The following is a 24,598-nucleotide window of genomic DNA, read 5'->3' on the forward strand; positions in this document are numbered from 1 at the left end:
ACTACGTAGAGATGGATCAATCCAGAAAAGCACATATTATTTCTCATACTCACTGGGACCGCGAGTGGTATTTACCGTATGAAAAGCACCATGTACGGCTGATCGAGCTCATGGACAGCTTGCTCGAGACGATGGATAAGGACTCGGAATATCGCAGCTTTTTCCTTGATGGTCAGACCATTATTATTGAAGATTATTTGCAGGTAAGACCCGAGAAGAAGGAGCAGCTTGAGAAGCTGATCACGGACGGACGCATCATCATCGGGCCTTGGTACATTCTGCAGGATGCGTATCTGACAAGCAGCGAAGCCAATGTGAGAAACATGCAGATTGGGCACCAGGATGCCGAGCGTTATGGCACGGTTGCCAAAATCGGTTATTTCCCTGATACGTTTGGACTTACGGGCCAAATCCCGCAGCTGATGCAACAGTCCGGTATCGATAACGCCTTCTTCGGCCGGGGCGTGAAGCCAACTGGCTTTAACAATACCGTTTCCGATAGCGGTTATGAGTCCTCGTTCTCCGAATTGATGTGGGAAGGTCCGGACGGCTCCAAGGTGCTGGGCATCCTGTTTGCCAACTGGTACAGCAACGGCAACGAAGTTCCTGTTGACGAAGAAGAGGCGAAGAAGTTCTGGGACCGCAAGCTGGCGGATGCCGAGAAGTATGCTTCCACGCCCGAACTGCTCTATATGAACGGTTGCGACCATCAGCCGATTCAGACGGATCTCCCGGAAGGTATCCGTACGGCGAAGAAGCTGTATCCGGATACGGAGTTCATTCACTCCAATTTTGATGATTACCTGAAAGCGGTTCGTGAGAAACTGTCGCAGGACCTGTCCTCCGTAACAGGAGAGCTGCGCAGCCAGCGGACGGACGGCTGGGGAACGCTCGTGAATACCGCCTCGGCTCGTGTATACCTGAAGCAGATGAACCAGCGCGGCCAGACCCTGCTGGAAAAAGTGGCCGAGCCGCTGGCGTCGTACGCAAGCCTGCTTGGCAAGGAGTATCCGCATCATCTGTTCACTTATGCCTGGAAAACGCTGATGCAGAATCATCCGCATGACAGCATCTGCGGCTGCAGCGTGGACGAGGTTCACCGCGAGATGGTCACCCGCTTCGAGAAAAGCGCCCACGTGGCCGAAAATATTGTGGATGACAGCGTCCGCGTGATCGCGGATGCGGTTGACACAACCGGATTCGAGCAGTGGGGCTCTGATCCGCTGCCGCTGGTCGTATTTAATACGACCGGATGGACACGCAGCGGTACGGTCAGCATCGAGCTGGACGCTAAGCGGCTCTATTTCCGGGAAGGCTACTCTTTGGAAGAAACGAGCCGCCGGATGAAGGAAATCGATTTGTCCGGCCGCGTTCTGGTTAACGCGCAGGGTGAATCAGTACCGTGTACCGTTGAAGATCTTGGTCTTCAGTTCGGATACGATCTCCCGGATGACCGGTTCCGCCAGCCTTATATGTGCCGCAGGGTCAGACTGACATTCGAGGCAAGCGAAATTGCAGCAATGGGTCTGACAACCTACGCATGGGTGAAAAGTGATAATAAGCCAACTCCGATTAAATCCCTGATCAGCCATTCCAACGTAATGGAGAACGAGCTGCTCAAGGTTGAGATCGAAGGGGACGGTTCCTTCACCTTAACGGATAAGAAGAATGGACAGGTATACCGCGATCTGGGTGTCTATGAGAATACCGGGGATATCGGTAACGAATATATGTATAAACAGCCGGATGGCGAAACGGCATTGACTACAAAAGGTCAAATCGCCAAAATTTCGGTCCTGGAGGATTCACCATACCGCGCTTCCATCGAAATCGTCCATAACTGGTCCATTCCGGCTATGGCCGATGGCAAGCTGGACGAAGAGCAGCATGAACTGGTGTATTACCCGAACCGCAAGGCCCAAAGATCAAGCGAGATGGTGCCGTTGTCCATACGTACCGTGCTCAGCCTGAACCGTTGCGGCAAAGGTGTCGAGATCGAAGCCACGATGGATAATCAGGCGAAGGATCATCGGGTGCGTGCGTTGTTCCCAACGGATCTGCAGGCAGCGTCTCATAACGTGGATTCCATGTTCGAAGTGGCGAAGCGGGACAACGAGCCGGCTGCCGAATGGGAGAACCCGAGTTATACGGCTCATCAGCAGGCCTTCGTGGATGTTACCGCGGCTGCAGCAGGCTTGACGGTGGCGAACCAGGGCTTGAACGAATATGAAGTGCTGCGTGACGGTCGCAACACGATCGCGGTTACACTGCTGCGCTCCGTCGGTGAGCTCGGGGATTGGGGTTACTTCCCAACGCCGGAAGCTCAGTGTATCGGCGTTCATACGGTTCGCATGGAAGTGATTCCGCACCAGGGCGACGGCATCGGTTCCGGCGCTTATGCCGAGGCTTACCAGTTCCAGATCCCATGGACGGTTGCTCAGACCGGAGTTCATGCAGGTACCGTTGCATCGACCTCCGCGCCGCTTGGATGGAGTCATGAAGAGCTTGCCTTCTCTTCCCTGAAGGTGAACCGGAAGTCAGGCGATCTGATGCTGCGCTGGTTCAATATGGCAGGCACGGATGCAGAGCTGAAGTTGCAATCTTCCCTGCCAACCCAAGGCGTTTATAAGAGCTCGATATTGGAAGAAGAGGGATCCGTTCAAAGCTTGGATGACAAGGGAAGCTGCACGCTGCCAGTCAAGCCATATGAGATTGTGACACTTGGTGTTAAAGTTTCGGCCGAGTAAGAAACCTAATATATAGGCTGGGAAGGATATTAGCTTCTCGCCTTGGCAAAGCCCGATTCCAAGATGAAGGGATCGGGCTTTGCTGTTTCACACAATGATAGACAGCATCTCAAAAATGGGATCATGGAGGGAATGACATGAAGATTCATTTTGATCACCTGTCTGGAAAACTGCTTGAAGGGATCAGCGAGCTTTCAGACATATTGGACATCTCCATTACAGACGGAGAAGGGATCAAGATTCGGGTCGTTCAGATGGAAGGTCCGATTCAGGTGGCGCTGAAGGATGGGCAGGGACTGATCCGTTACCAGGAGAGCATACACTTTTTCCGTGCGCTCGGTTTGTTTCTGGAGCAGGCCAGGGAGGGGGCTTTATTCGAGCTGACGGCGGAACCGAAGTTTGACTTTAACGGTACGATGCTCGACGTTTCCCGCAATGGCGTTCTCAAGGTGGCGGTGATCAAACAGTTTATCCGTTATATGGCGCTGATGGGACTGAACGGACTGATGATGTATACCGAGGATACGTACGAGGTAGAAGAGCAGCCCTACTTCGGATATATGCGCGGCCGGTATACAGCTTCGGAACTGAAGGAGTGCGACGATTATGCGGATTTGTTCGGCATCGAGATGATTCCGTGTATTCAGACCCTGGGGCATCTGCAGCAAGCGCTAAAATGGGGGTATGCGGCAGATATGAAGGACCATGCCGATATTCTGCTCGCAGGCGAGCCAAAGACATATGCTTTCATTGAGCAGATGATCACAGCCGCATCCGGCATGTTCCGTTCCAAGCGAATTCATATCGGCATGGATGAGGCATTCCAGGTAGGTCTTGGAAATTATCTGAAATTGAACGGGGTTCAGGACCGTTTCCAGATCATGAATGACCATGTCAACCGGGTGCTTGCCATCACCGATCGTCTCGGACTCGAGCCGATGATCTGGAGCGACATGTATTTTAATTTGCTGGCGAATGATTATCAAGGGGCGCTGTACAATGTAGATGCGGATTTCTCGGATGACAATATGAGCCGAATTCCAAAAGGCGTTCAATTTGTGTATTGGGACTATGGACGCCGTGATGAAAACGGATATGAACAGTTATATGAGAAGCATATGAGGCTGGGCTCCAAGCCGATTTTTGCCGGCGGCATCCATATGTGGAACAGTATCTGTCCCAACAACGGCAAGACATGGATGACCAGCCAGCCTGCCCTGCGTGCTGCCAAAACCAAGGGCATCCGCGAGGTGATTGCTACCGTCTGGGGAGATAACGGCAACGAAAGCAATCACTTGGTCATTCTTGCCGGTCTGCAGCTATTTGCCGAGCATGGATATGGCGATGAGGTTGATGATAAGCTTCTTACAAGGCGGCTTGCGGCCTGTACGGGCATCGATTTGTTTGAATCGCTGAACGCCCTGAAATATATGGATGAGGTTCCCGGCGTGTCGGAGGGCAATCACTGGATGGCGAACCCATCCAAATATTTATTGTGGCAGGATCCCCTGCTAGGGCTGCTGGACAAACATGTGGAAGGTGAAGCGGAAGCTGTGCTGCCCCAGCATTACGCTGGACTGGAGCGGAGATGGCGGCAATGCAAGGAGCAATTCCCGGCACCGTTCAGTCGTCTGTATGAATTTTATGAACGATTGGCATCGGTGCTTGTTATTAAAAGCACCCTCGGCGTTACGCTGAAAAAGTGGTATAAAACGGGACAAAAGGATCAGCTGGCTGAGCTTGCAGCAGCACCGGATTCCCCGTTGCTCGTGCTAAAGCAGCGCATCGAGGCGCTGCGGCTCTCGCACCGTGCGCTCTGGATGAACACGTATAAGCCCTTTGGCTGGGAGGTACTGGACCTCCGCTACGGGGGGCTGCTGGCACGAATCTCTTCCACACAGGATCGGCTTGCCGATTATGTGGATGGGCATATCGAAGAGATTGAGGAACTGGAAGCCGAGCGGCTGCCGTTCGATCAGAACGGACTTACCGGCAGAGTGCTGGAGGTTAACGTGACCTATCAGGCAGCAGTGACGGCGTCCTGCTTCATCTAAAGAAAAGCTGCTCTTCCAGAGTCTATGCGGACTCATGGAGGGCAGCTCTTTTTTGTGCAGGGTTTGTTTATGGTGTATCCTCTGGACCTTGTTCTTTCTCGTAAGCAATCAGTGTGATATCTTTGCCTGTGAGCTCGGCGATCTTCGTCTCGGCATCTTCAATCGCTTTTAAGGTGCCTTCATTTCCATTCAGTGATGCGATTTTGTATTCCTCGGAATGGATATCCATGGTGAAACTCCCCCCTTAAGTGGTTGATTCATGTTATATAATGTATAAGGTATCCTTTAGGATGGAGATACATACCTCGATTCAAATGAAGTATGATAAGGCTGGCAGACCATCATAAAGCATTTATTCCGCTTACAAGTGAGGTGTGATACATGATTCAATATGTAGGACTGCACCATGTCAGTTTGGCCGTTCGGAATTTGGAAAAAGCCAAGGTGTTTTACTCGGAAGTCCTTAAGTTCCGCGAGCTGCGGCGTCCGCCGTTTACATCCAAAGGGGTCTGGTACGCGGTGGGGGATCAGCAGCTCCATCTGCTGGAGCATCCGATCAGCGATACGCTTCGCGAGCGCGGAATCGATACGACGGACGGGCATTTTTCCATCTGGGTGAAGAGCTACCGCGAAACCAAGGAATGGCTGGACCGAATGGGTGTTGAATATACTGCCAATCCCGACAGCGTTGCAGGTTTTGCGCAAATTTTCGTGCTGGATCCAGATCGCAACATTATAGAGTTTGGAGCTGCGTATGGCTCATAGAAATTAAAAAAGCCAAACACCGTCAAGTGTTCAGCTTCTAAGCTTTTGGATTATTTTTGGATGAGGACAGGGGTGTTCATTTTGACCTTGTCGTAGAGCCAGCGCACGTCCTTATTATGCATGCGAATACATCCGGCGGATACGTATTTTCCAATCGAATTCGAATTGTTGTTCCCGTGGATCGCATAGGCGTAACTGATCCTGCCGTTGACCTTCACGTTAATGCCCAGCCAGCGGTCCCCCAGCGGATTGCGCGGATCTCCGCCCTTGATGCCTTCCTTGTAGTAAGGTCTGTTTTTTACCTTTTCATGGATTTTGAACAGGCCTTCCGGCGTGTAGGAGGGCTTTTTGCCTGTGGCGACGGGGAATGTTTTAATGACCTTTCCCTTTTCGTAATACGTCAGCTTGTTGGTGGATTTATCAATGACGATAAATTGTGCATACGAAGTGTATTTACTGTCCAGTTTCTGCCCTGAGGCGGCATGGGTCAAGTTAGGGAGAAAGAAAACCAGCAGCAAGGTAAAAATCAGTATGCGGTTGATGCCCTTTATGATGTCCGATCACCTCTTTTCGTTCTCCCCCATATATATGCGGTTATTCGCGAATGTTGACGAAATTGTTCACCCTTCGAAAAATAGAACAAGTTGTTTTCAAAGAGGGCTGTAGAGGGCAAGGCGGGACAATCTATTTAAATCTGGTAGCGAGCTTGGCTGTGACACAAGACTTTGTGAGACAAGCTCAGTGCATGATCGAATCTTGACGATAAGAATTTGTGTTACCCTTTCATGATAAGGTTGTCAAGCTGTATGAATGGATCGGCTTGTGCATGAGGGCAGCTCCAGACAGAGCTTGTACCGGGTGTTTGGCATGATATTTTGCATATGGGTATTTTGCAGAGCGAATATGAATGAAAGGTTGATTTTCCTGAGCTCCCATAATAAGGTAGGTATGTGAAGACAATGAGAGAATAGGAGAATTCGTATACGATGTCTACAGATGAAGTGTTATCGATTCAAGATCTGCGCATGAAATATGATAATCGTTATGTATTGAACGGCATTGATCTGGAAGTGCGCCGCGGCGAGATGATTGGTTACATCGGTCCGAATGGAGCGGGAAAGAGCACAACGGTTAAGATTATGCTGGGACTGGTTGAGGGTTACACGGGGACCGTTCGCATATTCGGGCAGGATATTTCCGATGGGAATATCGACTATAAACGGAGAATCGGGTATGTGCCGGAGGTCGCAGAATTGTACGATCAGTTAACGGCAGCCGAGTATTTGACTTTTACAGGTGAATTGTACGGACTTACATATGATACTGCGGATTATAAGGCCAAACATTTAATGGATTGCTTTGGTCTGGACAAAGCTTATCACTCGCGGATTGCTACATTCTCAAAGGGGATGCGGCAAAAAGTACTGCTGATCTCGAGCCTGCTGCATGACCCGGATTTGTTATTCCTTGATGAGCCCTTAAGCGGGCTGGATGCGAACAGTGTCATGGTGGTTAAAGAAGTTCTCGCCCAATTGTCGGCTCAAGGCAAGACGATCTTTTATTCCTCGCATATCATGGACGTTGTTGAGAAAATCAGCAGCCGCATCGTTCTGCTCGCCGATAGCCGGGTCGTAGCGGATGGAACGTTCAAGGAGCTGCAGCAGCATTCACATGAAGGCTCCTTGGAAGAGGTGTTTAATCAGCTGACAGGTTTCCATGATCATGCCCAGATTGCTGAGCGGTTCGTATCGATCGTTCGGGAGGAGAGCTGACATGCCGGGGCCGGAATCAACCTTTCGAATGCTTAAGATTTTGGACCGATTTCAAGGCGTGATCTCCAGAACGGGTGTGGACTATGAGGTACTGCGCCGTATATTACATGTCAAACTCATCATGGACTCAAGGCGGGCCCCTGTCATCTTGTCCTCAGTCAATCGAAAGAAGGAGGAGCAGGACAAGAACCTGTTTGTCAGCTCTCTCTGGATGTACGGCTTGATCGGGCTCGTCCTGACGCCGTTTGTGTTCTGGAGCGATCCGGAATATCTACTGCCGATGAGCCTTTTATCCGCAATCTTAATGTTTCTGATTATGACCTCCATGATTTCGGACTTCTCCTCGGTGCTGCTGGATGTGCGCGACCGAAGCATACTGATGACCAAGCCGATCGACGGTCGAACGGTCGGTCTGGCCAGATCGATTCATGCAGGTATTTATTTGCTTCTTTTAACCGGGGCTCTTTCGGCCGGCTCCCTGGTCGTTGGATTGATCAAGCACGGCGTTGGATTCTTTTTAATCTATATCCTTGAGCTGATCCTGATGAATATGCTCATCCTTGTGAGTACTTCCATGATTTATCTGGTGCTGCTGAAATATTGGGACGGAGAGAAACTGAAGGATCTGATCAATTACGTGCAGATTGGTCTGTCCGCCACGCTGGCCATCGGGTATCAGTTTGTGATTCGTTCCTTTGATCTGATTGATTTCAATCTGGTGTTTACACCGGCTTGGTGGCAAATCCTGCTTCCGCCAGTATGGTATGCGGCTCCTTATGAGTGGCTGTTTGGCGAGGGGGGCGGGTGGCTGATTCTTCTCTCGGCATTGGCCGTATTTGTCCCGATTCTGCTTATGATGATATATGCCCGCTTGATTCCGTCATTCGAGTTGTATCTGGAGAAGCTGGCTCACAGCGAAGCGGGAAAAGGGCGGGAGCGTGGAAAGTTTGACCGGTTCTTGGCCAGATGGGTATGCCGATCGCGCACGGAGCAGGCCTGTTTCCGGTTGTCTGCCAGCATGCTTAAGAACGAGCGAGAATTTAAGCTTAAGGTGTACCCTACTTTAGGGTTAGCCGTGCTGCTGCCTTATTTATTCTTTTTCTCCACAATCCGTAATTCCTCATTCGCGGAAATCGGCAGAGGATCATCCTATTATGTGCTGTATGTTATGCTCATCATGGTTGCTACGGTCGTGATGATGCTGAAATACTCGGGCAAGCCCAAAGCCTTCTGGCTGTTCGGGTCAGCCCCGATGCCGAGCATGACCCCCTTGTACAAAGGGGCTTTAAAGGCGTTTGCCATCAAAATATTCCTGCCGCTGTTCGCTGTGAATGCGGTGGTGTTTGTCATCATATTCGGTATGCGAATCCTGCCGGATATTCTCATTGTGCTGCTTACCGGATTGATGTTGATCCCGTTATCAGCCAAGGCTATGCTGAGGACTCCGCCATTCTCCCAAGCGTTTAATATGGCTCAGCAGAAGGAAGGCTGGTGGGTTCTGGTCTACTTCATTGTTGTAGGCGGATTCATCGGTTTGCATTATGCAAGCAGTACCATTGCTTATGGCATTCCGGCCTATATCGTTGTATTGCTCGCTGTGAATGGATGGGTATGGACCAAACTGTACAAGTAAACAGCGGAATGTTCGGGTAACGATCCGAGACTGGATGAAGCGGGCTTCGGGCTGCGTTACGAGGACAACATATAAATCAGCTGCCGGGCAATATAGAACACAGGCTGCAGGGCTGCATGAAGCAATTCGGTCAGTGAAGACGAGTCCAGGCTGACTCCCCAGTCACCTTGACTCCACCTGTCTGGCATATATGGAGCCGTATCTTGGGTCGAAGGAGCCTCAAGATCATAGGATTCCCGTAATCGATCCAACGTTTGCTGGTTGAGTGGACTGTCGCTATTTGCATAGGTGGTTAACCAACTCAATGTAAGGAATAGAACTGTTAAGTTTTGCAGGATTTTGGTTCGCATGGCGTTTCTCCTTAGGCTGTCATTTCCAGTCAAAACTAACATACACAAAAACAGACCTGCTCACAAGGCTCTAATCCTATTGTAGGACTGGAGACGGCAAAGGAGAGGGGCATCCGAGATGGATGCCCCTTCTTTGATTTCCTATGTATCCTACTAGATACCGCTATTTTATACCCGGACCAGTATGCCGGCCAGAAGCGCAGCGCGTTTAGGGATATCGGCAATCAACACATATTCGTGAAGGGCATGGGCCCCGTCGCCGCGGGCGCCCATGCCATCCAGTGTCGGCGTGCCGCATGCGGCAACAAAGTTGCCGTCGCTGACTCCGCCCGTGCTGGTATCCGGCAGATTCAGATTCAGTTCTTCCTTGGCAACCTGTTGTGCCAAATGATACAGATTCATAATCGCCGCCGTTCGTTCCATGGGCGGCCGATTCATCTGCCCTTCGATCTGCAGGCGGATCTCCGGGTGGATTGGAGCAAGCTCTTGCATTTTATGTGCCATCCAGTTGAAATCCTCCATCGTTTCTACCCGGATATCGATGTAGGCTTCCGCCTGGGGGGCAACGACATTGGAGCCGATTCCTCCGTTTACGATGCCGACATTGACATGTATGCCGCGCTTGTCATCACTCAATTCCTGGAGGCTCAGAATGTGGCGCGCCATCTCGTGGATCGCCGATACGCCGGCAGCCGGATTAACCCCGGAATGAGCGGCACGACCTTCGATTTGGAGATGGTAGCGACCATTTCCTTTGCGAGCCGTTTTGACGGCGCCTTCCGGTTCCATCGGCGGCTCCAGCACAAAGGCGGCCTGGCTGGAGCGGGCATGCTCCTCGATCCAGAGGCGGGAAGAAGGGCTTCCAATTTCCTCATCGCTGTTAATCAACAGAATAAAGGTAACATCGGCAGGGAGCCTTTCCATCTCCTGCACCACCTTTAAGGCAAATATGGCTTGAATGATCCCGGCCTTCATGTCCAGAACCCCCGGACCGTAGGCTCTGTCTCCCTCTATACGAAACGGCCTTTGCGCGCATTCGCCTGCGGGCCACACCGTGTCCGCATGTCCAATGAGCAGGTATGCGTCCGCTGCCCGCTGCCGATATGAATCTCCAGGCGGTCGGCATATTCTTCGTTTGGAACCCGGATAGCTCTGGCATCCAGATGTGAGAGGCATATTTCTTCATACCAGTCGATCATTCGGTCGGTTAAGTCTTTACGCTGGGAAGGCGAATCCATGTTGACGCTTTGCTCTAGCAGCCGGAGCATTTCCGGGAGCAGCAGTTCCAGTCGGGTTACCCATTTCATATCCGTTCTACCTGCCTTAATGAGCGTGTGAGTTGGAGCCAAACAAACGATCCAAGCCGTATACGCGCTCTAAGATGAAAATAAATACCAAACTCAGCAAGATCACGATAGAGGATATCGATGCAACGAGCGGAGTTAACGATTCCTGCATGTAGTTGAAGATAGCCATCGGCAATGTTGTTGTGGACGGCGAGATCATAAAGAGTGACACGGTGACATTATCGAATGAGGTCAGAAACGCAAACACACAGCCGGAGAGCACCGCTGGGCGGATCAGTGGAAACGTAACGTCCCAGAAGGTCCGCAGCGGGTTTGCCCCAAGAATGGATGCGGCCCGTTCCAAAGTATAATCAAAGGTGCTGAGTCCCGTATAAACCAGTCGTACAACGTAAGGCACAGAAATCAGAATATGGGACAATAACAGACCGAGGAACGTGCCTGCAAGCCCAATGCGTGTGAAGAACAGCAAAGCCGCAATGCCGATGATCAGTGCCGGAACCGTCAGCGGTGATAACAGCAGGGAACTGATGACGCCTGAGCCGCGGGGCTTGTACTTGTGCAATGCCAGTGCAGCCAGCGTACCGATGACGGTTGCGATAACGGCGGTAATGATAGCAAGCTGCAGGCTGAACCCGAACGACTCGATGAACTCCGGACGGTCGAATATTTTCTCATACCACTGGAGCGAGAACCCCTGCGGCGGGAACCGCAGGACACCCGTCGACGTAAACGACGTCGGGATGATGATCAGCAATGGGGAGATGACCATCAGCACGACAAAGAACGTGATGATGCCAAGCACGGAGGGTCTGCGAGATTTTTTTTCACGAATCATGATGAGAACACCTCCTTATAACGCTTCGTTTCCACCAGCTTGGTAAATAGCGTGACCAAACCGATGGTTGAACCGAGAAGCAGGAATGCAATGGCAGCTCCAAGGGACCAATTGAGTGATGCCATCATCTGCTCATAAGCCAGCACCGGCAGTACTTTTACTGAGGTGCCACCCATAAGGGCTGGCGTGACGAAAGAGCTCATAGCCAGGCTGAACACGAGTGTTGTTCCGGCAAAAATGCCGGGAATGCTCAGAGGCAGCGTGATGCTGAAGAATTGTTTGAATCGTGTTGCGCCGAGAATGCCGGCTGCCTTGTACAGGGATGAGTCAACAGCATACAGGCTCGTGGAAATGGCCAGGACCATATAAACGATCAGCGAATCGGATAATCCAATCACAACACCAAGCTCATTGTACAGCAGCCGCAGCGGTTCGGAGATGACATCTAGCGACATTAACGTATTGTTGATAAAACCGTTGTTGCCCAATATCACGACCCAGCCGAAGTTGCGGATGACTACGCTGATCAGATGAGGGGAGATGATGAGAAATGTTATAAGACCCCGCATTTTCGGCGTAGCCTGAGCCATGTACATGGCAACCGGGAAGCCAAGGACGAGACAAACGCAAACCGTATACAGACTAAGCCTTACGGTTCTCCACAGAATCTGCACATAATAGGTATCTTTAAAGAGATGCGCATAGGATGCCAGTGTCCAGGCTCCTTGTCCCATGTCCTCGCGCAAGCTGATCATTAACATGTAGAACATAGGCAGGATGAATACACCCAGAATAATGATAAGTCCGGGTACCAGCAGCAAGGTGGCAATGAAGCCCTTGGATCGGAGCAGGGAGTTCATAGGCTATGCCTCCTTTGCTGGAAAAGCACTCACATGCTGGGAGTCCCAGCTTAGCTGGACGAATTTATTTTCAACCAGGTGAAGGTGCGGAGCGATGCCGTTTCGAACGGTGATCAATTGACCATGGCACTCTACGATAACTTCAACAATCGAACCGAGGAAGGAAACCAGCCTCACGATGCCAAACACGGTATTCATGCTGGGGGGTGGAGCGTCTCCCACCACTTCCTGTATGACAATATGCTCAGGTCTGACATAAGCCACGGCAGCATCTCCTGTTAGCTCCTGCCGTGAATGGCGGTCTGCCTGCAGGAGGATCCCTTCCTTAGTTGCAAAATGCCACAGGTGTTCGTCTGTAGCGGCAAGCTTGACCTGAAAGCGGTTGGACTTGCCTACGAATTCGTGCACGAAGGGTGAAGCCGGCCTCTGGTAGATTTCTTCCGGTGTTCCGATCTGCTCTACCCGTCCATGATCCAGGACAACGATCCTATCGGACATGTACATGGCTTCTTCCTGGTCGTGGGTAACAAAAATGGTCGTGACTTTGAGCTCCTGCTGGAGCCGTTTCATCTCTTCGCGCAGCTCTTCCCGGAGCTTGGCGTCGAGGTTGCTCAGCGGCTCGTCAAGGAGCAGTACCGAGGGCTCGGTTACCAAGGCGCGGGCAATCGCAATGCGCTGGCGCTGGCCGCCGGACAGCTGTTTGGGATAACGATCAGCCAGGTGGGGAAGCTTGACCAGCTCCAGTACTTTGTTCACTCTGGCAGCAATCTCGGATTTGGGGATTTTTCGCAATTTCAAGCCATACGCCACGTTTTCTGCAACTGTCATATGCGGAAACAAGGAGTATGTTTGAAACACCATGCCAAGATCACGTTTATTTGAGGGAACACCGTTCATCGGCTTGCCCTTGATCGTCAGGGTGCCTCCGTCAGGCTCCAGAAAACCAGCCAGCATATTCAATGTTGTTGTCTTGCCGCAGCCGGATGGACCGAGAAAAGTGACACATTCCCCGCGCTCCACCTGAAGATTAAAATCGTCTACCACCACGGTGCTGCCGAAGCACTTGCGGATCTGATGCAGTTCAACGTCATACTCCTTCGTCATCTGTGTTTCCTCCGATTCTGAATCTTCGTATCGAACTTATTTGCCTACAAGCGGAGCGATGTCTTTATTGAAGGTTTCCAGCCAGGCTTGCTTGTTCTCGCTGATTACACCGTAATCGAAATTCACAATTTTGCTCTTGTCAAAATTGATCAGACTGCCGATGTCGTCCGGAAGCGTAACGTCCATGACCGGGTTGTAATACAACTTTGTGGCAAACAGGGTTTGAATCTCATCGGTCAGGATAAAATCGATAAATGCCTTAGCCGCTTCAGGATTCTTCGCTCCCTTTACGATGGAAGCAACGGTTGGCACGATGTTTGCTCCTTCTTCCGGAATGACAAATTCCAGGTCGACACCCGCATCCTTCTGCACGATGCTGCGCGCCATGGTCCAGGCGGTGTATGCAGCTGTCTCATCCTGCAGATTCTGCTGGATTTGAGCGGCTGTTTTGGCGAATGTCGGCATATAAGAAGCAATCGTTTTCAATTGTTCAAACCCTTGCGTCATATCGGCTTCCGAGCCGCCGTTGGCATATGCCAGCATGATCGTTGCCGAACGGCCGAAATTACTCGACATTTCGGTAAGCGTTATATTGTTTTTCATTTCGGGGAGAGTCAGATCGTTCCATGATGCTGGAACGGGGAGGTTCTTATTCTGAATCAGCTTGGCATTGTAAGAGATCCCCATCGGGGTGTAATTGATGGTCACGCCGCTGTTCTCTGAGACTCTGAAGCGGTCATCGATTTTGGACATATTCGGGATTTCGTCCGCATTCAAGGCTTCCCAGAGTCCTTCAACGCGACCTGCTTCTTGTTCGCTGCCCTCAATAAATGCAATATCAATTTGGGAGGAACCCTGCTGAGCTTTCACCTTGGCAACAATGTCCGTCGCGACGCCGGCCACGTAGGTTAGTTTGACATCCGGGTATTTTTCATTGAATTTCTTGAAGATTTCATCTTTGAACAGGGATTCTACCGTTGCACCGTTGCCGGCAAAAACCAGTTCACCGGAGACGGTGGAACCTTCCGCTGACTCGGCACCGCCGTTTGAAGCCGTTTTTGCACCTCCGCATGCGGATAACAGCGAGATGGAGAGTGTTAAAGCGAGAATGATAGAAGCAAGGCGACCTTTTTTCACAATGATTCCCCCTTATTATTTGTTCACTATTAGAGAACGATGTTTTATAATAGTGAAATATTGTTTTTGATTTTAACATAGCAACATGGTATATTCAATCGTGTTTACAATGAAATATCTCACATGAAACCAAGTTTTTTTGATAGACTGTTTCGAACATGATTGACATATATTCAGCGCGTCAAAAACGATCTCATATTAAACGGAAGTGGCTGATAGGAGGCTAAAGATGGATCAGTTGTTGACATCCGTACAAAAAAGCTGCAAATTGCTGAAGTTATTTCTCCGCGATCAGAAGGATTGGGGGATTACCGAGCTTAGCAAGGAGCTGCAATGGTCCAAGGGGGCCGTACATAAAATGCTGGCGACCTTAGAGAGTGAAGGGTTCATTAAGCAGAATAGGCTGACACGGCAGTATTCGCTTGGGTATACATGTCTGGAGCTTGGAAACCGGGTTAAACGGAACAATGATTGGGTCAGCGTTGCAAGGCCTTATCTGGAGCGTATTGCCAAGCTAACCAAAGAATCGGTTTGTCTATGTGTGCGTGAAGGGAACGAAGCGATCTATATGGACAAAATCGATTCTCCGCTGCCCATACGATTTATTATTGATGCATACCGCCGGTTTCCCTTGTATGCCACGAGTGCTTCGCGGGTCATACTGGCATTCAGTCCTGAAGGAGTGAAGGAGCAGATTATGATCGAGCCGCTGGCTGCATTTACGGAGCACTCGATGAAGAGTGTTAAGGAACTGCGCGAGCGAATCAGCCGCATTGAGGATCAAGGATATGAGATCAGCTCGAATATGAGGAATGTCGGGGTAACGGGTATAGCAGCACCTATATACGACAGCGAGGGTCAGGTGAATGCTTCGATCAGTCTGGTTGGTCCAAGCGATCGTATCGTTCAGCATAAAGAGGATTGGATTCAGGAAGTATTACAGGCGGCAGCTGATATATCCAATCTGGTAGGGTATCATCCGTAAGCGATACCTGTGCTACTCACATAGAAAGGATGTCCCAACATCTTGGAAGATGTTGGGACATCCTTTTTTATCGTGGGAGGTAGATGTCAGAGATAAATGGTTTAAAGTGCTCCAAAGCAATTGAACAGGAACAAAAGTTCGTATATAATATAGATATAACTAATTAACTCCCTTCTTTCTCATCACACTTCATTAATCCATCATGGATTCCCCCACATTTGTATTTAATTACCTGTTGTTATGCCTATTAGGCCTTATATAATCGACTTAGATGATGATGTCAGGATCGCAATAGAATGACCAGAGTTATTCTGGATTAGTCATGTTCATAGGGTCGTGGATACTTGATAACTAAGGCTTGGTTTTAGTTTTCTGGATATAATTTAACGTTGCTGTGCTTTGATGCCCAAGGTGTTTAGCGTTTTGAATCGATTGCGTTTAAGACTTCTTAAACCTGATCCAGAGCTGTAACACCGTTTGATGTTGTTTGTATTTTCCAACAGAGTTTCCAGACATATAAGAAGTGGCAGCCGCCTTCTGATGACTCCAAGAACATGCATTCTTTTAGGATGACTCGATTGATTCCATAAGCTAATGGACTGTCGGAATACCATCTGATCAAGGCGTTATGACTTTCCAATGCAATCAGGGTAGATCGGGAAGCGGCGTAGTACACATCAAACCCATTTCTTATGGCATAGGGAGGAAATCTTTGAATGCAAGCCATTTGGTTTATGTTGTTTTCAACCTTTGAAACACTGGCGATTTATTCACTGATTATGACATTGCTTAGATTTAAAACCAAAGAGTACATATGGCAGGCGCTGGTGATCATGATCCTTGCCAACTTACAAAGTTTCATCATGCGAAATGAACTTCAACTGGACTTTCTGGCTCCTCTCATTACCGTGCTGATTTTTGTTTTCTTGTTCTCAGCCATTATTAAGATTCCTGTTATCTGGTCGGCTATTTGTACCATCATCGGGTACATGCTGTATGCTTTGATTCAGAGTGCTTATTTATCCGTTTTCTTCGGTTCTATTGACACACTTCAGACCAATCCTGCCAATGGTTATATCCTTCAATTATTGTCGGGCGCGACTGGATTATTAATTTCTTGGGTCATGTATAAGTTTCGGATAGGGTTTAAATACGATCTTGAGAAATTGCGCATTAAATCTGAACATATCCTGTTGATTGCGTTAATCATCGTTGTTTTGATGTTGATGGCAATTCTGTTTTACCTCAATCGTTTATGGCTGCATCTTCTTTTCTTTGGGATAACGTTTGGAATCTTCTTGTATTATGCCATCAATACAGAGGAGCGGGGTTCTTATGATCATAGAAGGATTGTCAAAGCGGATAGCGGAAGTGATAAAACGACAGATACCTGATCATAATTCTTCTATTTCTGTTTTACAGCACGCCGCTGCTATTCTATTGAACGTGATGCTCACGGTGATCTTCACGCTGCTCATTTCTGCTTTCACCGGTAATGCGAAGCAGGCCCTTATAAGTATGATAGGTTTTGCGGTGCTGAGGCAATTCTCTGGTGGCTTCCACCTTAAGACGGGAGCCGGTTGCATCGCTTTCACGACGGTTCTTTTTACCCTGGTATCTTTCGTGGACGTCAATCATGTCACGGTGCTGGTCATGAACGTTCTCAGTCTGCTGCTGATTATGATGTTTGCTCCCAGCCGAATCGAGAAGCAGTCACGAATACCGAGGGAACATTATTATAAACTTCGCTTGATTAGCTGTTTTATCGTTATGCTTAATTTTGGACTTCAGTCCCCCACATTGGCTGTCATATTTTTTATCCAGGCGCTCAGTTTAGTACACTGGAAAGGAGGACAAGCTCATGTTATGGATCAGCAAGGTTAGGCATCAGTTGTTTTCATTTATCGCATCTGCTCTGACGATGGTAGCCGTATTCGTAGTTAATACCGCAAGTCCCGTATTTGTGTACAGTGGAGAGACACCGGAAGAACTTCTGAAATAATTGCTGTGTTGATATGTGCAGTAAGGGGACTGAGGGACTCCAATTTAAGATAAGCTGCATGAATGATGATGAAATCCGGTGCCGTCTAGGTGCCGGATTTCTTTTTGCGTGAAGATGGGGAGGAAACAATTGAGCGGCTGTATAAGTATGGATAAGGAGCTATAGGCAGCGGCAAATTTGTGGATTTTATCTGCAAGATAATCAGGGTAAAATTGTTATTGATAAAGAACGAATGTTCGCATATAATACAAACAAATGTTCTTATTAGAGGCGGTGGCGTAATGTTTGAAAAATACCTGGAACAAACCATCGAAATCATTTACGAGGATCAGAAGGGTAAGATCACCCAGCGTAAAATACAGATCCATAGTGTTCGGGATTCGCGCATTAGGGCAACATGCCTGGAAACAGGTCAACCTCGTGTATTTAATGTAAACAACATTCTGTCCTGGAGACATGAGAAAGGAAGGGGTTCGCATGCTTCATGATCTGGAGGTCAAGCTGCTCAAGATATTGATTACCTATCAGGCTCATCGCAGCCGTGTCCCAACCTTGAGGCTGCTCAAATATCTTACCGGCCGGAAGGCGGTTGAAATTTTGGAAGGTATCGAATCATTAGAGCGGCAAGGTTACATTAGGTTTAATGTCTGGCGGGATATGCAAAGCCTAATTGTTCTAGAAGAGGAGTTACTGACTATAACGGAATGGAGAGAGGTGCCGTATTCTGGACAGCTCATTGAAATTCGATAGGCGAGGCACCCGTAACCATTGTTGGGATGATGCAATTCTGCTCTCCCCATGCCCAAAACTGCTGCAGCGTCAAAATCATCTGCTGGAGTTGGATAGATAGAGATAGGTTAATCTGAGATTTTCAATTTCATTAAATGAACATATATTTCGTTCCTGAATGTTTCGATTGCGGGGACCCTTCTCAATGTACAAATAGAGAGCAGGGAGATCAGCACATATTGAACCCTCTTAACTTCTATTCCATGATCTTCGTTGCTAACAAAATCACTCATGAAGTCCCTCCTAAAAGTAAAGTATTAACGTAACAGAAGATGCACCGCGCCACCAACTGCAAGCAGTAAAACACCGGCTAAAAAGAACCAATTGGCTGCTTTCCTTTTAGAAGTCCGGTTCACCTTCGATTCAGCATAGAAATTCCCTCTCTGCTGGTCTCCTGTAGTGAATGCTCCAGATAAGAGTCCTGTAACCAAGAGACAAACAATTCCTGCAATGATAAGCAGATTCATCTCGTGTTCCTCCCATCCATTTTGGGCTTATACGCTATTCCTTGTGGAGAGGTTGATTTCTACATTTAGATACTAATCCACATGTTCAAGTTTTCTAATGCCTTCTAATAGATTTATTCGTTTGTAGAGTCTATAAAAGGTTGGAGTAACTCCAACAATAATCAAGATAATAAACAATATATACATACCATACATTGAAAAAACCTCCAAGTTAATTGAAAAAGTTTCTAATTTCCAGAAAATAATATAACTTTTAAACTCAAATTTAACATATAGCTTGTTTTTACTAAATTACGCCTTTATTTGACATCAGAATAATAAGAATTTTGTAAAGATAAAATGCATTCATCCTATATATATTAATTTTACCAAATTTAATATTTTTTTGAGGGAATACATGGGTCAGAGAGGTGGATTAAGTATGAATATCAAAAAAACATTAGCAACCTTGTTTATGCTACGAGTCTTACAGTAACTTCCTCGTCGAGCTGAATCATCTCTTAATGCTGGTGAAGTGATGCAAAAATGTCGAATCATGCATTTTGGAGGGGGAAAATGGGATATTTAACATCGGTAATGACGAGCGATCCGTGCTATCAGGATTATGGTATTTTGGAGTAATTGCTATCACGGAGATATTAGGAATTGTCCTTGTTAACAAAATACTTACCAGACAGAATAAGCCTTAATGATCCTTTCAACTGCAATGGTAACATTATATTTCGTAATACCTGTGGATATACGCTTATTATTGCGAAGTAAAGAAAAACCAATAAAGGAACACCTGACAAAATGCGCCTCTATATAGACATCACGATAATATCTATTTCGTAAAAATGTGATACTTTACCCCTATATATATTAAATTTTCCAAATGTTATGATGTTGTTGATCGAAATACATAGATTTTAAGAGGAGGAGTAACATGAAATTGAAAAAAATGTTGACGGTACTCTTGATTTCAACCAGTGTTTTTTCGTTTTCGCAAGCAGCCTTTGCTGACAATGCGACAACAAGTGAAGTGGCCCCATTTGTGATAGGGGTTGGTGACTCTAGAGAACTAGCTATCGATCTTTTACAACAACAAAACAACTTTAATCTTTTCTTACAAAGCGGTGAAGATGAGGATTGGTTCAAATGGACCAATAATACAGGACAAGATCGATTCGTTTTCGGTGCTGTTTGGCCTCGTGGGTACGCTGATAATATCTTGGAATTGGGGGCGATTGTTAAATATAACGAAACAAGAGAAACGAATCTGATAACTGGAGGCCTTACCAACAAAGGTAATACTGGTTATCCATCATTTTTTCAGAACCTGTATGTTCCTGAAGGAGCTACGTTATTCTTGCGAGTGAAAGCTCATGAATTTGTAAATACTGAATCGTACGAATTTAGCTTTACTTATTACAGTGCTATTCCTTGATGAAAATGAATATTGATTCGTATCGAAGAGCAAGCACCCACTTAGGGTGCTTTTTCTTTTCCATAAAGTTCTAAGGAGGAGGTGATTCGCGTGATAAGAAATCAATATATTTACATCGGTCCAGCTTATTTACATCTTCTTTCGCAAATGAAATCAACCCTACTTTACATTTCTTTGTTTTCTGAGTGCTGGAAGGACCCGGATTCAGAATTCCGCTCCTTCAGCGAGTATTTCGATTAAAAGTCTTATTGATTACGTTTTTTTATTTCCTCAATAAACTCGTGACACTTATTGCGCATAAATTCTGTATAAGTAAGAAGTTCAGTTTCATAAGCCATGAAATTATCGTGATTTCGATTTTCCTTTGAATACTTCTCACTAATCGCAGACAACCCGTCAATAATATTAGTTATTATTGAAACAAGTTTCTTGTTTGTCTCGATTGCCTCAGGCAGATGCTTCTGTAATTGATGATTCATTTGATCTACATTTCTAAAAAGTTCTCCCTATTGAAAATTCTCTGTTGTAAAATAGCCCCAGGCTGAATTTAGTTTTTGGCTCAGAATCGTTGCCAGACCGTAAGCTTGCGATCTTTAGCCGGTTTTTCCGCCTGTCGTTGCTTACGTATTTGGTAAACAGCGATGCCGTACACTCCAAATACGCCTAATACGCCGCCTATAAATCCACCCATATCAAAATCCATATATAATCCTCCAACGTGGTTAAATATCCTTAAGAGCCATAATTCAACGATAGGATAGAAAAATCTTCACAGAGAATTATCCTTCATAAAAATTCCTTTCCGTCGCTCTTGTCATGCTGAATTTGCCTTTAGCTTTTATTGAAACTTTTGAACTGGAACGGTCCAATAATTGCCCCTCGGGACTGACCCCGTAATATGAGACAAATTAAAATACCTTCAAGTGAAAGAAACCATGTTGTTAAGATGTGGAAGACAACTTGGAGGTGTTTTTACGTTGGCAACACGAGTTAGCTACCCCGTAGAAGTGAAAATGAGGCAATTAAAATGAGGTTACCAGGTATCCCGACGAAGGAGGTCATGGACAAGCTAGAGATCAGGAATGTCACTCAACTTAAAGTTTGGATGTCGTGGTATCTTAATGGGGAACTTCATCGGCTTGAGCAGCCTGTCGGTAAGCAAAGGCAGATAATCGGTATCTGAAACAACAGCTGGAGTTACTAAAAAAGTACAAGGAGTTGGAGAGGAGGTGTCACCAGAGGCCGTAGTAGCCTGGATGGAATCTGTTCGAGGAGAGCTGTCAGTAAACTAGCATGGGAACTATTAGGGATTGCTCGTTCGTCATACTATCGCTGAAAAGGACCCCTTATTACAAAACGAGAAGATCTACTTACCGAGGAGATTCGTTAATTTTGCACCCGGCATAAATTCCTCGAAAGATTACTGCGCTGCTTCGAAAGGGCAATCCATCAATCACAAACGAGTACAGCGAATTATGCAACGTTGAGGGATTATAGTGTCGAGTCAGGACTAAGAAACGCAAGCCAACAGGACAGCCGACACATATAGCGGAACATCAGTTAAAACGTCAATTTGAGGCCAATGCGCCGATGCAAAAACTCGTAACGGGTATCACTTACTTGCCGTTTGGAGGAAAAACGTTGTATCTGTCGAGCATTTTGGACTTGTTTAACGGGGAGATCGTGGCGTACAGTATAGCAGACAAACAAGACACAGCATTTGTTTTAGATACGCTGAATCAGCTGCCTCTCACAAAAGATTCCATGCTCCACAGCGATCAAGGCAGCGTCTATACGTCACAAGCATATCAAGAGGCGGTGAAAGGAAAAGGCATTACCATGAGCATGTCCCGTAAGGGTGCTGATAATGCCTCTATCGAATCGTTTCATTCCACGCTAAAGTCTGAAACGTTCTATCTCGAAGGATTAACCTGCACAACGACGGCCATCGTTGAACAAACCGTTCGAGACTACATTTACTACTATAACTCAATTCGTATTCAGACGAAATTAAATAACCCGTCGCCGGTGGATTACCGACGACTGGCTGCTTAACTTGAAAGGTGTTTTGATCCCTGTTTCATAAACGGGGGGCAGTCCCCAGTCCCTTATTATCCTGAGCAGCTTTCTTTTTCGCTTCTTTAACCAAGATCTCTGCAATTGTATTGTGTAGGTCAGCTACTGCTGTTTAATTTTCACGGTTTAACAGCTATGATCTCGATCAGCCCATAGAACCCTCCATAACATCATACAGTTCTTCATTCTCAGGAAAGTTCCAACTCGGAGACTTAGCTCTCATAAAACTTTCTACATCCAGCCATTAGTTCCACATCCTCTCCTTTAAAACAAACCATTTCACCTAGCCTGCAAAATATATCGGTACTGTGATTCATTTTTTACATGTACTGTTGATTTAATAGCATGCGACGACTTCTGAATAAAGGAAGTCCGGGTCCCTCTGGGTTCTCAAATGGACTGCGGGTGTGGACGACCACGATCTAGCTCCAGATTTTGATTTTAAAAGTTACTTTCCCTTTCGCTTCGATATAATCGAAGAAGAATGATAGGATGATTAAATACCTAGAGAGAAGACTAACCGATCTGCAGCAGTATGTTAACCGGGAGATTGAAATGATATTAGATGATATCAAGCGAATGGAATGGAGAGAAGAGGTTCATAAGTCACAAGTGAGTAATTTCAAATTAACACAGGTAAGCGATGATCCTTGGAGGGATCCCCCGAGATTTTAACGCCTGCTGATATTCAAAAGGTTCTTGATATTGGAATTAATCAGACCTACAATTTGATCAAAGAAAATCGATTTCATCATGTACGTGTAGGTCGCAAAATGTTGGTACCGAAGAAATCATTTATCGATTGGTTAGAGGGCGTGACCCATCGATAGGGGGGAGTATTGTTATTCGCGGCACCAAAAAACTTTAATTGAATAAAGGGCACCAATTCGATACTTTTGCCTAGTAAGAGGAGGATGACAAGAAAAGAACCCTTGCTGCGCAAGGGTTTTCGGTTATGATCTGTAGTGGGCTCGAACCACTGACCCCTACCCTGTCAAGATAGTGCTCTCCCAGCTGAGCTAACAGATCATGAAATATTTAAAAAGGTAATTCATATATTACCAGCAGACATTATGGCTGTCAATGGTTTTCTCGTTATAAAAAATCATGTTCCGGTTCACACTACATAGAGCATGATTTTTCCATTAGAGGAGCGTGAATGGCATGAGAGGTGGGAAATCCCATCGTTTCAAACAAGCAGGGCTGCTTCTTTCATTAATCGTAATATCTACTCTCGGGAGCGGGTGCAGTATCCCGGAGAGAACGTCGGTGCAGCTTGAGCCGCTGCATGCTCCGGCAGCACCTGTGCTGCTTGATGTTTACAGCCGTTCTGTCGAGCAGGATGTATACTCCAAACCGGGAAGTGGGTCACTGGAGCCGGTATCCCCGATGGATTCGGAGGATACGTTACACGATCTGAATCCGTAACAAGCTGTAAGGACGATCCGAGCTGGATCGAATTCCGCAAACGGTCCGTACTCTTGCTCGATCAACGAGCAGAGCAAACCGCCGGCTGGCAGGCTGGCGGTTTGTCGTATAACGGCCGATGCTATTCCTCATCCCATTTGCGGGAATACCCTTTTTTAATCGCCCAAAAGACGGGGTAGATGATCAGGACGGCTATGATAATCGCCCAAAATATCGTAGCTCCCATGCCCATAGAGGCAACGCTCCTTTCAAGAAGACAGTAGCTTCTACTATACAGGAAAACGAATATTTTGTATAATATCTCGACCTGCAGAAATCACAAGAAATTGATTCTACATAAAAGAGGTGTTGAAATGGCAGCAGAAATCATAAATGTATCAACCGAAGAGCAATTGCAGCAGGCGCTGGATATTCGCAAGGACGTGTTCGTGCTGGAGCAGAAGGTGCCCATTGACTTGGAGATCGATGACTACGACAACCTGGAATCGGATGCGCATCATGTGCTGATCAAGTCCGAAGGGCAGTTTGCGGCAACGGGCCGCATCACGTATTACAATAAAGATTCCGCCAAAATGCAGCGCATAGCGGTTCGCAAGCCTTTTCGTTCCAAAGGGATTGGCCGGGTGCTGATGATGGCGCTGGAAACGCAGGCGCGTGAATTGAAGCTGCAGTATTCCATCCTGGATGCTCAAGTGCAGGCAGAGCCATTTTACCGCAAGCTGGGTTATGAGACGATATCGGACGAGCCGTTTGATGATGCCGGCATTCCCCATGTCCGTATGAAAAAGGAACTGTAGACGGTTTCGGTTTAATTATACGAAAATGCCGAACATCTAAATTGGTTATATAGAAAAAAAGACC

27 protein-coding genes, 1 tRNA gene and 1 pseudogene are annotated in these 24,598 nt (G+C 47.2%); 17 read left to right on the plus strand and 12 right to left on the minus strand.

All coding sequences use genetic code 11. From position 1 onward, the window contains the following. Positions 1-11: 11 nt before the first annotated feature. Together PVOR_RS10520 and PVOR_RS10525 are read left to right on the plus strand one after the other, a co-directional pair. The gene (locus PVOR_RS10520) at positions 12-2,747 is read left to right on the plus strand and encodes an alpha-mannosidase (protein ID WP_006209141.1); all 2,736 of its coding nucleotides are present in this window, start codon (positions 12-14) and stop codon (positions 2,745-2,747) included. Between the two features lie 137 nt (positions 2,748-2,884). Next, on the plus strand, positions 2,885-4,801 hold the full coding sequence (locus PVOR_RS10525; protein WP_006209142.1) for a beta-N-acetylhexosaminidase: 1,917 nt from the start codon (positions 2,885-2,887) through the stop codon (positions 4,799-4,801). A gap of 67 nt (positions 4,802-4,868) precedes the next feature. Here PVOR_RS10525 and PVOR_RS31000 read toward each other — a convergent pair whose 3' ends face one another. After that, the gene (locus tag PVOR_RS31000; RefSeq protein WP_006209143.1) at positions 4,869-5,030 is read right to left on the minus strand and encodes a hypothetical protein; all 162 of its coding nucleotides are present in this window, start codon (positions 5,028-5,030) and stop codon (positions 4,869-4,871) included. 152 nt (positions 5,031-5,182) lie between these two features. Between PVOR_RS31000 and PVOR_RS10530 the strand changes: the two genes are divergently transcribed. After that, a complete protein-coding gene (locus PVOR_RS10530; RefSeq protein WP_006209144.1) occupies positions 5,183-5,566 on the plus strand; it encodes a VOC family protein in 384 nt (127 codons plus the stop codon). Positions 5,567-5,616: 50 nt separating this feature from the next. Here PVOR_RS10530 and PVOR_RS10535 read toward each other — a convergent pair whose 3' ends face one another. Further along, a complete protein-coding gene (locus PVOR_RS10535; RefSeq protein WP_006209145.1) occupies positions 5,617-6,057 on the minus strand; it encodes a L,D-transpeptidase in 441 nt (146 codons plus the stop codon). Between the two features lie 495 nt (positions 6,058-6,552). On the opposite strand from PVOR_RS10535, the gene PVOR_RS10540 reads away from it, so the two are divergent. Next, complete coding sequence (locus PVOR_RS10540) at positions 6,553-7,338, plus strand: ABC transporter ATP-binding protein (RefSeq protein WP_006209146.1); 786 nt, start codon at positions 6,553-6,555, stop codon at positions 7,336-7,338. Position 7,339: 1 nt separating this feature from the next. Next, the gene (locus tag PVOR_RS10545) at positions 7,340-8,971 is read left to right on the plus strand and encodes a hypothetical protein (RefSeq protein ID WP_006209147.1); all 1,632 of its coding nucleotides are present in this window, start codon (positions 7,340-7,342) and stop codon (positions 8,969-8,971) included. 56 nt (positions 8,972-9,027) lie between these two features. On the opposite strand, the gene PVOR_RS10550 is transcribed toward PVOR_RS10545, so the two are convergent. From PVOR_RS10550 to PVOR_RS10575, 7 genes are all read right to left on the minus strand, one after another. After that, on the minus strand, positions 9,028-9,321 hold the full coding sequence (locus PVOR_RS10550; RefSeq protein WP_006209148.1) for a hypothetical protein: 294 nt from the start codon (positions 9,319-9,321) through the stop codon (positions 9,028-9,030). Positions 9,322-9,489: 168 nt separating this feature from the next. Beyond that, on the minus strand, positions 9,490-10,374 hold the full coding sequence (locus PVOR_RS10555; protein WP_327196532.1) for a M20 family metallopeptidase: 885 nt from the start codon (positions 10,372-10,374) through the stop codon (positions 9,490-9,492). Continuing rightward, entirely contained in the window at positions 10,332-10,628 is a 297-nt protein-coding gene (locus tag PVOR_RS32780) for a hypothetical protein (protein WP_006209150.1), read from the minus strand. Before PVOR_RS32780 ends, PVOR_RS10555 begins: the two co-directional genes overlap by 43 nt. A 16-nt stretch (positions 10,629-10,644) precedes the next feature. Beyond that, a complete protein-coding gene (locus tag PVOR_RS10560) occupies positions 10,645-11,463 on the minus strand; it encodes an ABC transporter permease (RefSeq protein ID WP_006209151.1) in 819 nt (272 codons plus the stop codon). Further along, on the minus strand, positions 11,460-12,323 hold the full coding sequence (locus PVOR_RS10565) for an ABC transporter permease (RefSeq protein WP_006209152.1): 864 nt from the start codon (positions 12,321-12,323) through the stop codon (positions 11,460-11,462). Before PVOR_RS10565 ends, PVOR_RS10560 begins: the two co-directional genes overlap by 4 nt. Before the next feature lie 3 nt (positions 12,324-12,326). Beyond that, the gene (locus PVOR_RS10570; protein ID WP_006209153.1) at positions 12,327-13,427 is read right to left on the minus strand and encodes an ABC transporter ATP-binding protein; all 1,101 of its coding nucleotides are present in this window, start codon (positions 13,425-13,427) and stop codon (positions 12,327-12,329) included. 36 nt (positions 13,428-13,463) lie between these two features. Beyond that, the gene (locus PVOR_RS10575) at positions 13,464-14,564 is read right to left on the minus strand and encodes an extracellular solute-binding protein (RefSeq protein ID WP_006209154.1); all 1,101 of its coding nucleotides are present in this window, start codon (positions 14,562-14,564) and stop codon (positions 13,464-13,466) included. A gap of 229 nt (positions 14,565-14,793) precedes the next feature. Between PVOR_RS10575 and PVOR_RS10580 the strand changes: the two genes are divergently transcribed. From PVOR_RS10580 to PVOR_RS10600, 6 genes are all read left to right on the plus strand, one after another. Beyond that, positions 14,794-15,549, plus strand: coding sequence for an IclR family transcriptional regulator (locus PVOR_RS10580; protein ID WP_006209155.1), 756 nt, complete (start codon positions 14,794-14,796; stop codon positions 15,547-15,549). Positions 15,550-16,265: 716 nt separating this feature from the next. Next, on the plus strand, positions 16,266-16,943 hold the full coding sequence (locus tag PVOR_RS10585; protein ID WP_006209156.1) for a hypothetical protein: 678 nt from the start codon (positions 16,266-16,268) through the stop codon (positions 16,941-16,943). Then, a complete protein-coding gene (locus PVOR_RS10590; protein WP_006209157.1) occupies positions 16,885-17,433 on the plus strand; it encodes an accessory gene regulator ArgB-like protein in 549 nt (182 codons plus the stop codon). The genes PVOR_RS10585 and PVOR_RS10590 overlap by 59 nt, the downstream gene beginning before the upstream one ends. Further along, positions 17,411-17,551, plus strand: a complete 141-nt coding sequence (locus tag PVOR_RS29560) for a cyclic lactone autoinducer peptide (RefSeq protein ID WP_006209158.1) — start codon at positions 17,411-17,413, stop codon at positions 17,549-17,551. The genes PVOR_RS10590 and PVOR_RS29560 overlap by 23 nt, the downstream gene beginning before the upstream one ends. A gap of 281 nt (positions 17,552-17,832) precedes the next feature. Next, complete coding sequence (locus PVOR_RS31645) at positions 17,833-18,039, plus strand: hypothetical protein (RefSeq protein WP_006209159.1); 207 nt, start codon at positions 17,833-17,835, stop codon at positions 18,037-18,039. Continuing rightward, positions 18,008-18,301: a hypothetical protein gene (locus PVOR_RS10600; RefSeq protein WP_231888135.1), complete on the plus strand. Its 294-nt coding sequence runs from the start codon at positions 18,008-18,010 to the stop codon at positions 18,299-18,301. The genes PVOR_RS31645 and PVOR_RS10600 overlap by 32 nt, the downstream gene beginning before the upstream one ends. 296 nt (positions 18,302-18,597) lie before the next feature. Here PVOR_RS10600 and PVOR_RS10605 read toward each other — a convergent pair whose 3' ends face one another. Then, the gene (locus tag PVOR_RS10605; RefSeq protein ID WP_006209162.1) at positions 18,598-18,807 is read right to left on the minus strand and encodes a DUF5316 family protein; all 210 of its coding nucleotides are present in this window, start codon (positions 18,805-18,807) and stop codon (positions 18,598-18,600) included. 925 nt (positions 18,808-19,732) lie between these two features. Here PVOR_RS10605 and PVOR_RS10610 point away from each other — a divergent pair. After that, entirely contained in the window at positions 19,733-20,233 is a 501-nt protein-coding gene (locus tag PVOR_RS10610; RefSeq protein WP_006209164.1) for a hypothetical protein, read from the plus strand. A 559-nt stretch (positions 20,234-20,792) separates the two neighbouring features. Here PVOR_RS10610 and PVOR_RS30615 read toward each other — a convergent pair. Next, positions 20,793-20,936, minus strand: coding sequence for a hypothetical protein (locus PVOR_RS30615; protein WP_006209166.1), 144 nt, complete (start codon positions 20,934-20,936; stop codon positions 20,793-20,795). Between the two features lie 274 nt (positions 20,937-21,210). Between PVOR_RS30615 and PVOR_RS10625 the strand changes: the two are divergent. The 3 genes and pseudogenes from PVOR_RS10625 (at position 21,211) to PVOR_RS31650 (ending at position 23,139) form a co-directional block, all read left to right on the plus strand. Further along, positions 21,211-22,288: pseudogene (locus PVOR_RS10625) on the plus strand (IS3 family transposase). Between the two features lie 513 nt (positions 22,289-22,801). Further along, entirely contained in the window at positions 22,802-22,984 is a 183-nt protein-coding gene (locus tag PVOR_RS31005; protein ID WP_006209169.1) for a hypothetical protein, read from the plus strand. 53 nt (positions 22,985-23,037) lie between these two features. Next, a complete protein-coding gene (locus tag PVOR_RS31650) occupies positions 23,038-23,139 on the plus strand; it encodes a helix-turn-helix domain-containing protein (protein WP_231888113.1) in 102 nt (33 codons plus the stop codon). 126 nt (positions 23,140-23,265) lie between these two features. On the opposite strand, the gene PVOR_RS10635 is transcribed toward PVOR_RS31650, so the two are convergent. Continuing rightward, positions 23,266-23,338 (minus strand) — tRNA-Val (locus tag PVOR_RS10635). Between the two features lie 135 nt (positions 23,339-23,473). Between PVOR_RS10635 and PVOR_RS10640 the strand changes: the two genes are divergently transcribed. Both PVOR_RS10640 and PVOR_RS10645 read left to right on the plus strand, forming a co-directional pair. Next, complete coding sequence (locus tag PVOR_RS10640) at positions 23,474-23,737, plus strand: hypothetical protein (protein WP_006209170.1); 264 nt, start codon at positions 23,474-23,476, stop codon at positions 23,735-23,737. Between the two features lie 353 nt (positions 23,738-24,090). Then, positions 24,091-24,534: a GNAT family N-acetyltransferase gene (locus PVOR_RS10645; RefSeq protein WP_006209172.1), complete on the plus strand. Its 444-nt coding sequence runs from the start codon at positions 24,091-24,093 to the stop codon at positions 24,532-24,534. Positions 24,535-24,598 lie beyond the last annotated feature (64 nt).

This window comes from Paenibacillus vortex V453 (assembly GCF_000193415.1).
GTDB classification, from domain to species: Bacteria; Bacillota; Bacilli; order Paenibacillales; family Paenibacillaceae; genus Paenibacillus_AQ; species Paenibacillus_AQ glucanolyticus.

What these genes read in the sequence shown, in the direction of transcription:
- PVOR_RS10520 (WP_006209141.1), top strand. Translation starts at nt 12, where the DNA reads ATGGATCAATCCAGAAAAGCACATATTATTTCTCATACTCACTGGGAC.
- PVOR_RS10525 (WP_006209142.1), top strand. Translation starts at nt 2,885, where the DNA reads ATGAAGATTCATTTTGATCACCTGTCTGGAAAACTGCTTGAAGGGATC.
- PVOR_RS10610 (WP_006209164.1), top strand. Translation starts at nt 19,733, where the DNA reads ATGAAATTGAAAAAAATGTTGACGGTACTCTTGATTTCAACCAGTGTT.
- PVOR_RS10605 (WP_006209162.1), bottom strand. Translation starts at nt 18,807, where the DNA reads ATGAATCTGCTTATCATTGCAGGAATTGTTTGTCTCTTGGTTACAGGA.
- PVOR_RS30615 (WP_006209166.1), bottom strand. Translation starts at nt 20,936, where the DNA reads ATGGATTTTGATATGGGTGGATTTATAGGCGGCGTATTAGGCGTATTT.
- PVOR_RS10545 (WP_006209147.1), top strand. Translation starts at nt 7,340, where the DNA reads ATGCCGGGGCCGGAATCAACCTTTCGAATGCTTAAGATTTTGGACCGA.
- PVOR_RS32780 (WP_006209150.1), bottom strand. Translation starts at nt 10,628, where the DNA reads ATGAAATGGGTAACCCGACTGGAACTGCTGCTCCCGGAAATGCTCCGG.
- PVOR_RS10550 (WP_006209148.1), bottom strand. Translation starts at nt 9,321, where the DNA reads ATGCGAACCAAAATCCTGCAAAACTTAACAGTTCTATTCCTTACATTG.
- PVOR_RS10580 (WP_006209155.1), top strand. Translation starts at nt 14,794, where the DNA reads ATGGATCAGTTGTTGACATCCGTACAAAAAAGCTGCAAATTGCTGAAG.
- PVOR_RS10530 (WP_006209144.1), top strand. Translation starts at nt 5,183, where the DNA reads ATGATTCAATATGTAGGACTGCACCATGTCAGTTTGGCCGTTCGGAAT.
- PVOR_RS31005 (WP_006209169.1), top strand. Translation starts at nt 22,802, where the DNA reads ATGATTAAATACCTAGAGAGAAGACTAACCGATCTGCAGCAGTATGTT.
- PVOR_RS10565 (WP_006209152.1), bottom strand. Translation starts at nt 12,323, where the DNA reads ATGAACTCCCTGCTCCGATCCAAGGGCTTCATTGCCACCTTGCTGCTG.
- PVOR_RS31645 (WP_006209159.1), top strand. Translation starts at nt 17,833, where the DNA reads ATGTTTGAAAAATACCTGGAACAAACCATCGAAATCATTTACGAGGAT.
- PVOR_RS10590 (WP_006209157.1), top strand. Translation starts at nt 16,885, where the DNA reads ATGATCATAGAAGGATTGTCAAAGCGGATAGCGGAAGTGATAAAACGA.
- PVOR_RS10540 (WP_006209146.1), top strand. Translation starts at nt 6,553, where the DNA reads ATGTCTACAGATGAAGTGTTATCGATTCAAGATCTGCGCATGAAATAT.
- PVOR_RS10585 (WP_006209156.1), top strand. Translation starts at nt 16,266, where the DNA reads ATGCAAGCCATTTGGTTTATGTTGTTTTCAACCTTTGAAACACTGGCG.
- PVOR_RS10600 (WP_231888135.1), top strand. Translation starts at nt 18,008, where the DNA reads ATGAGAAAGGAAGGGGTTCGCATGCTTCATGATCTGGAGGTCAAGCTG.
- PVOR_RS10640 (WP_006209170.1), top strand. Translation starts at nt 23,474, where the DNA reads ATGAGAGGTGGGAAATCCCATCGTTTCAAACAAGCAGGGCTGCTTCTT.
- PVOR_RS10645 (WP_006209172.1), top strand. Translation starts at nt 24,091, where the DNA reads ATGGCAGCAGAAATCATAAATGTATCAACCGAAGAGCAATTGCAGCAG.
- PVOR_RS10570 (WP_006209153.1), bottom strand. Translation starts at nt 13,427, where the DNA reads ATGACGAAGGAGTATGACGTTGAACTGCATCAGATCCGCAAGTGCTTC.
- PVOR_RS31000 (WP_006209143.1), bottom strand. Translation starts at nt 5,030, where the DNA reads ATGGATATCCATTCCGAGGAATACAAAATCGCATCACTGAATGGAAAT.
- PVOR_RS10560 (WP_006209151.1), bottom strand. Translation starts at nt 11,463, where the DNA reads ATGATTCGTGAAAAAAAATCTCGCAGACCCTCCGTGCTTGGCATCATC.
- PVOR_RS29560 (WP_006209158.1), top strand. Translation starts at nt 17,411, where the DNA reads ATGTTATGGATCAGCAAGGTTAGGCATCAGTTGTTTTCATTTATCGCA.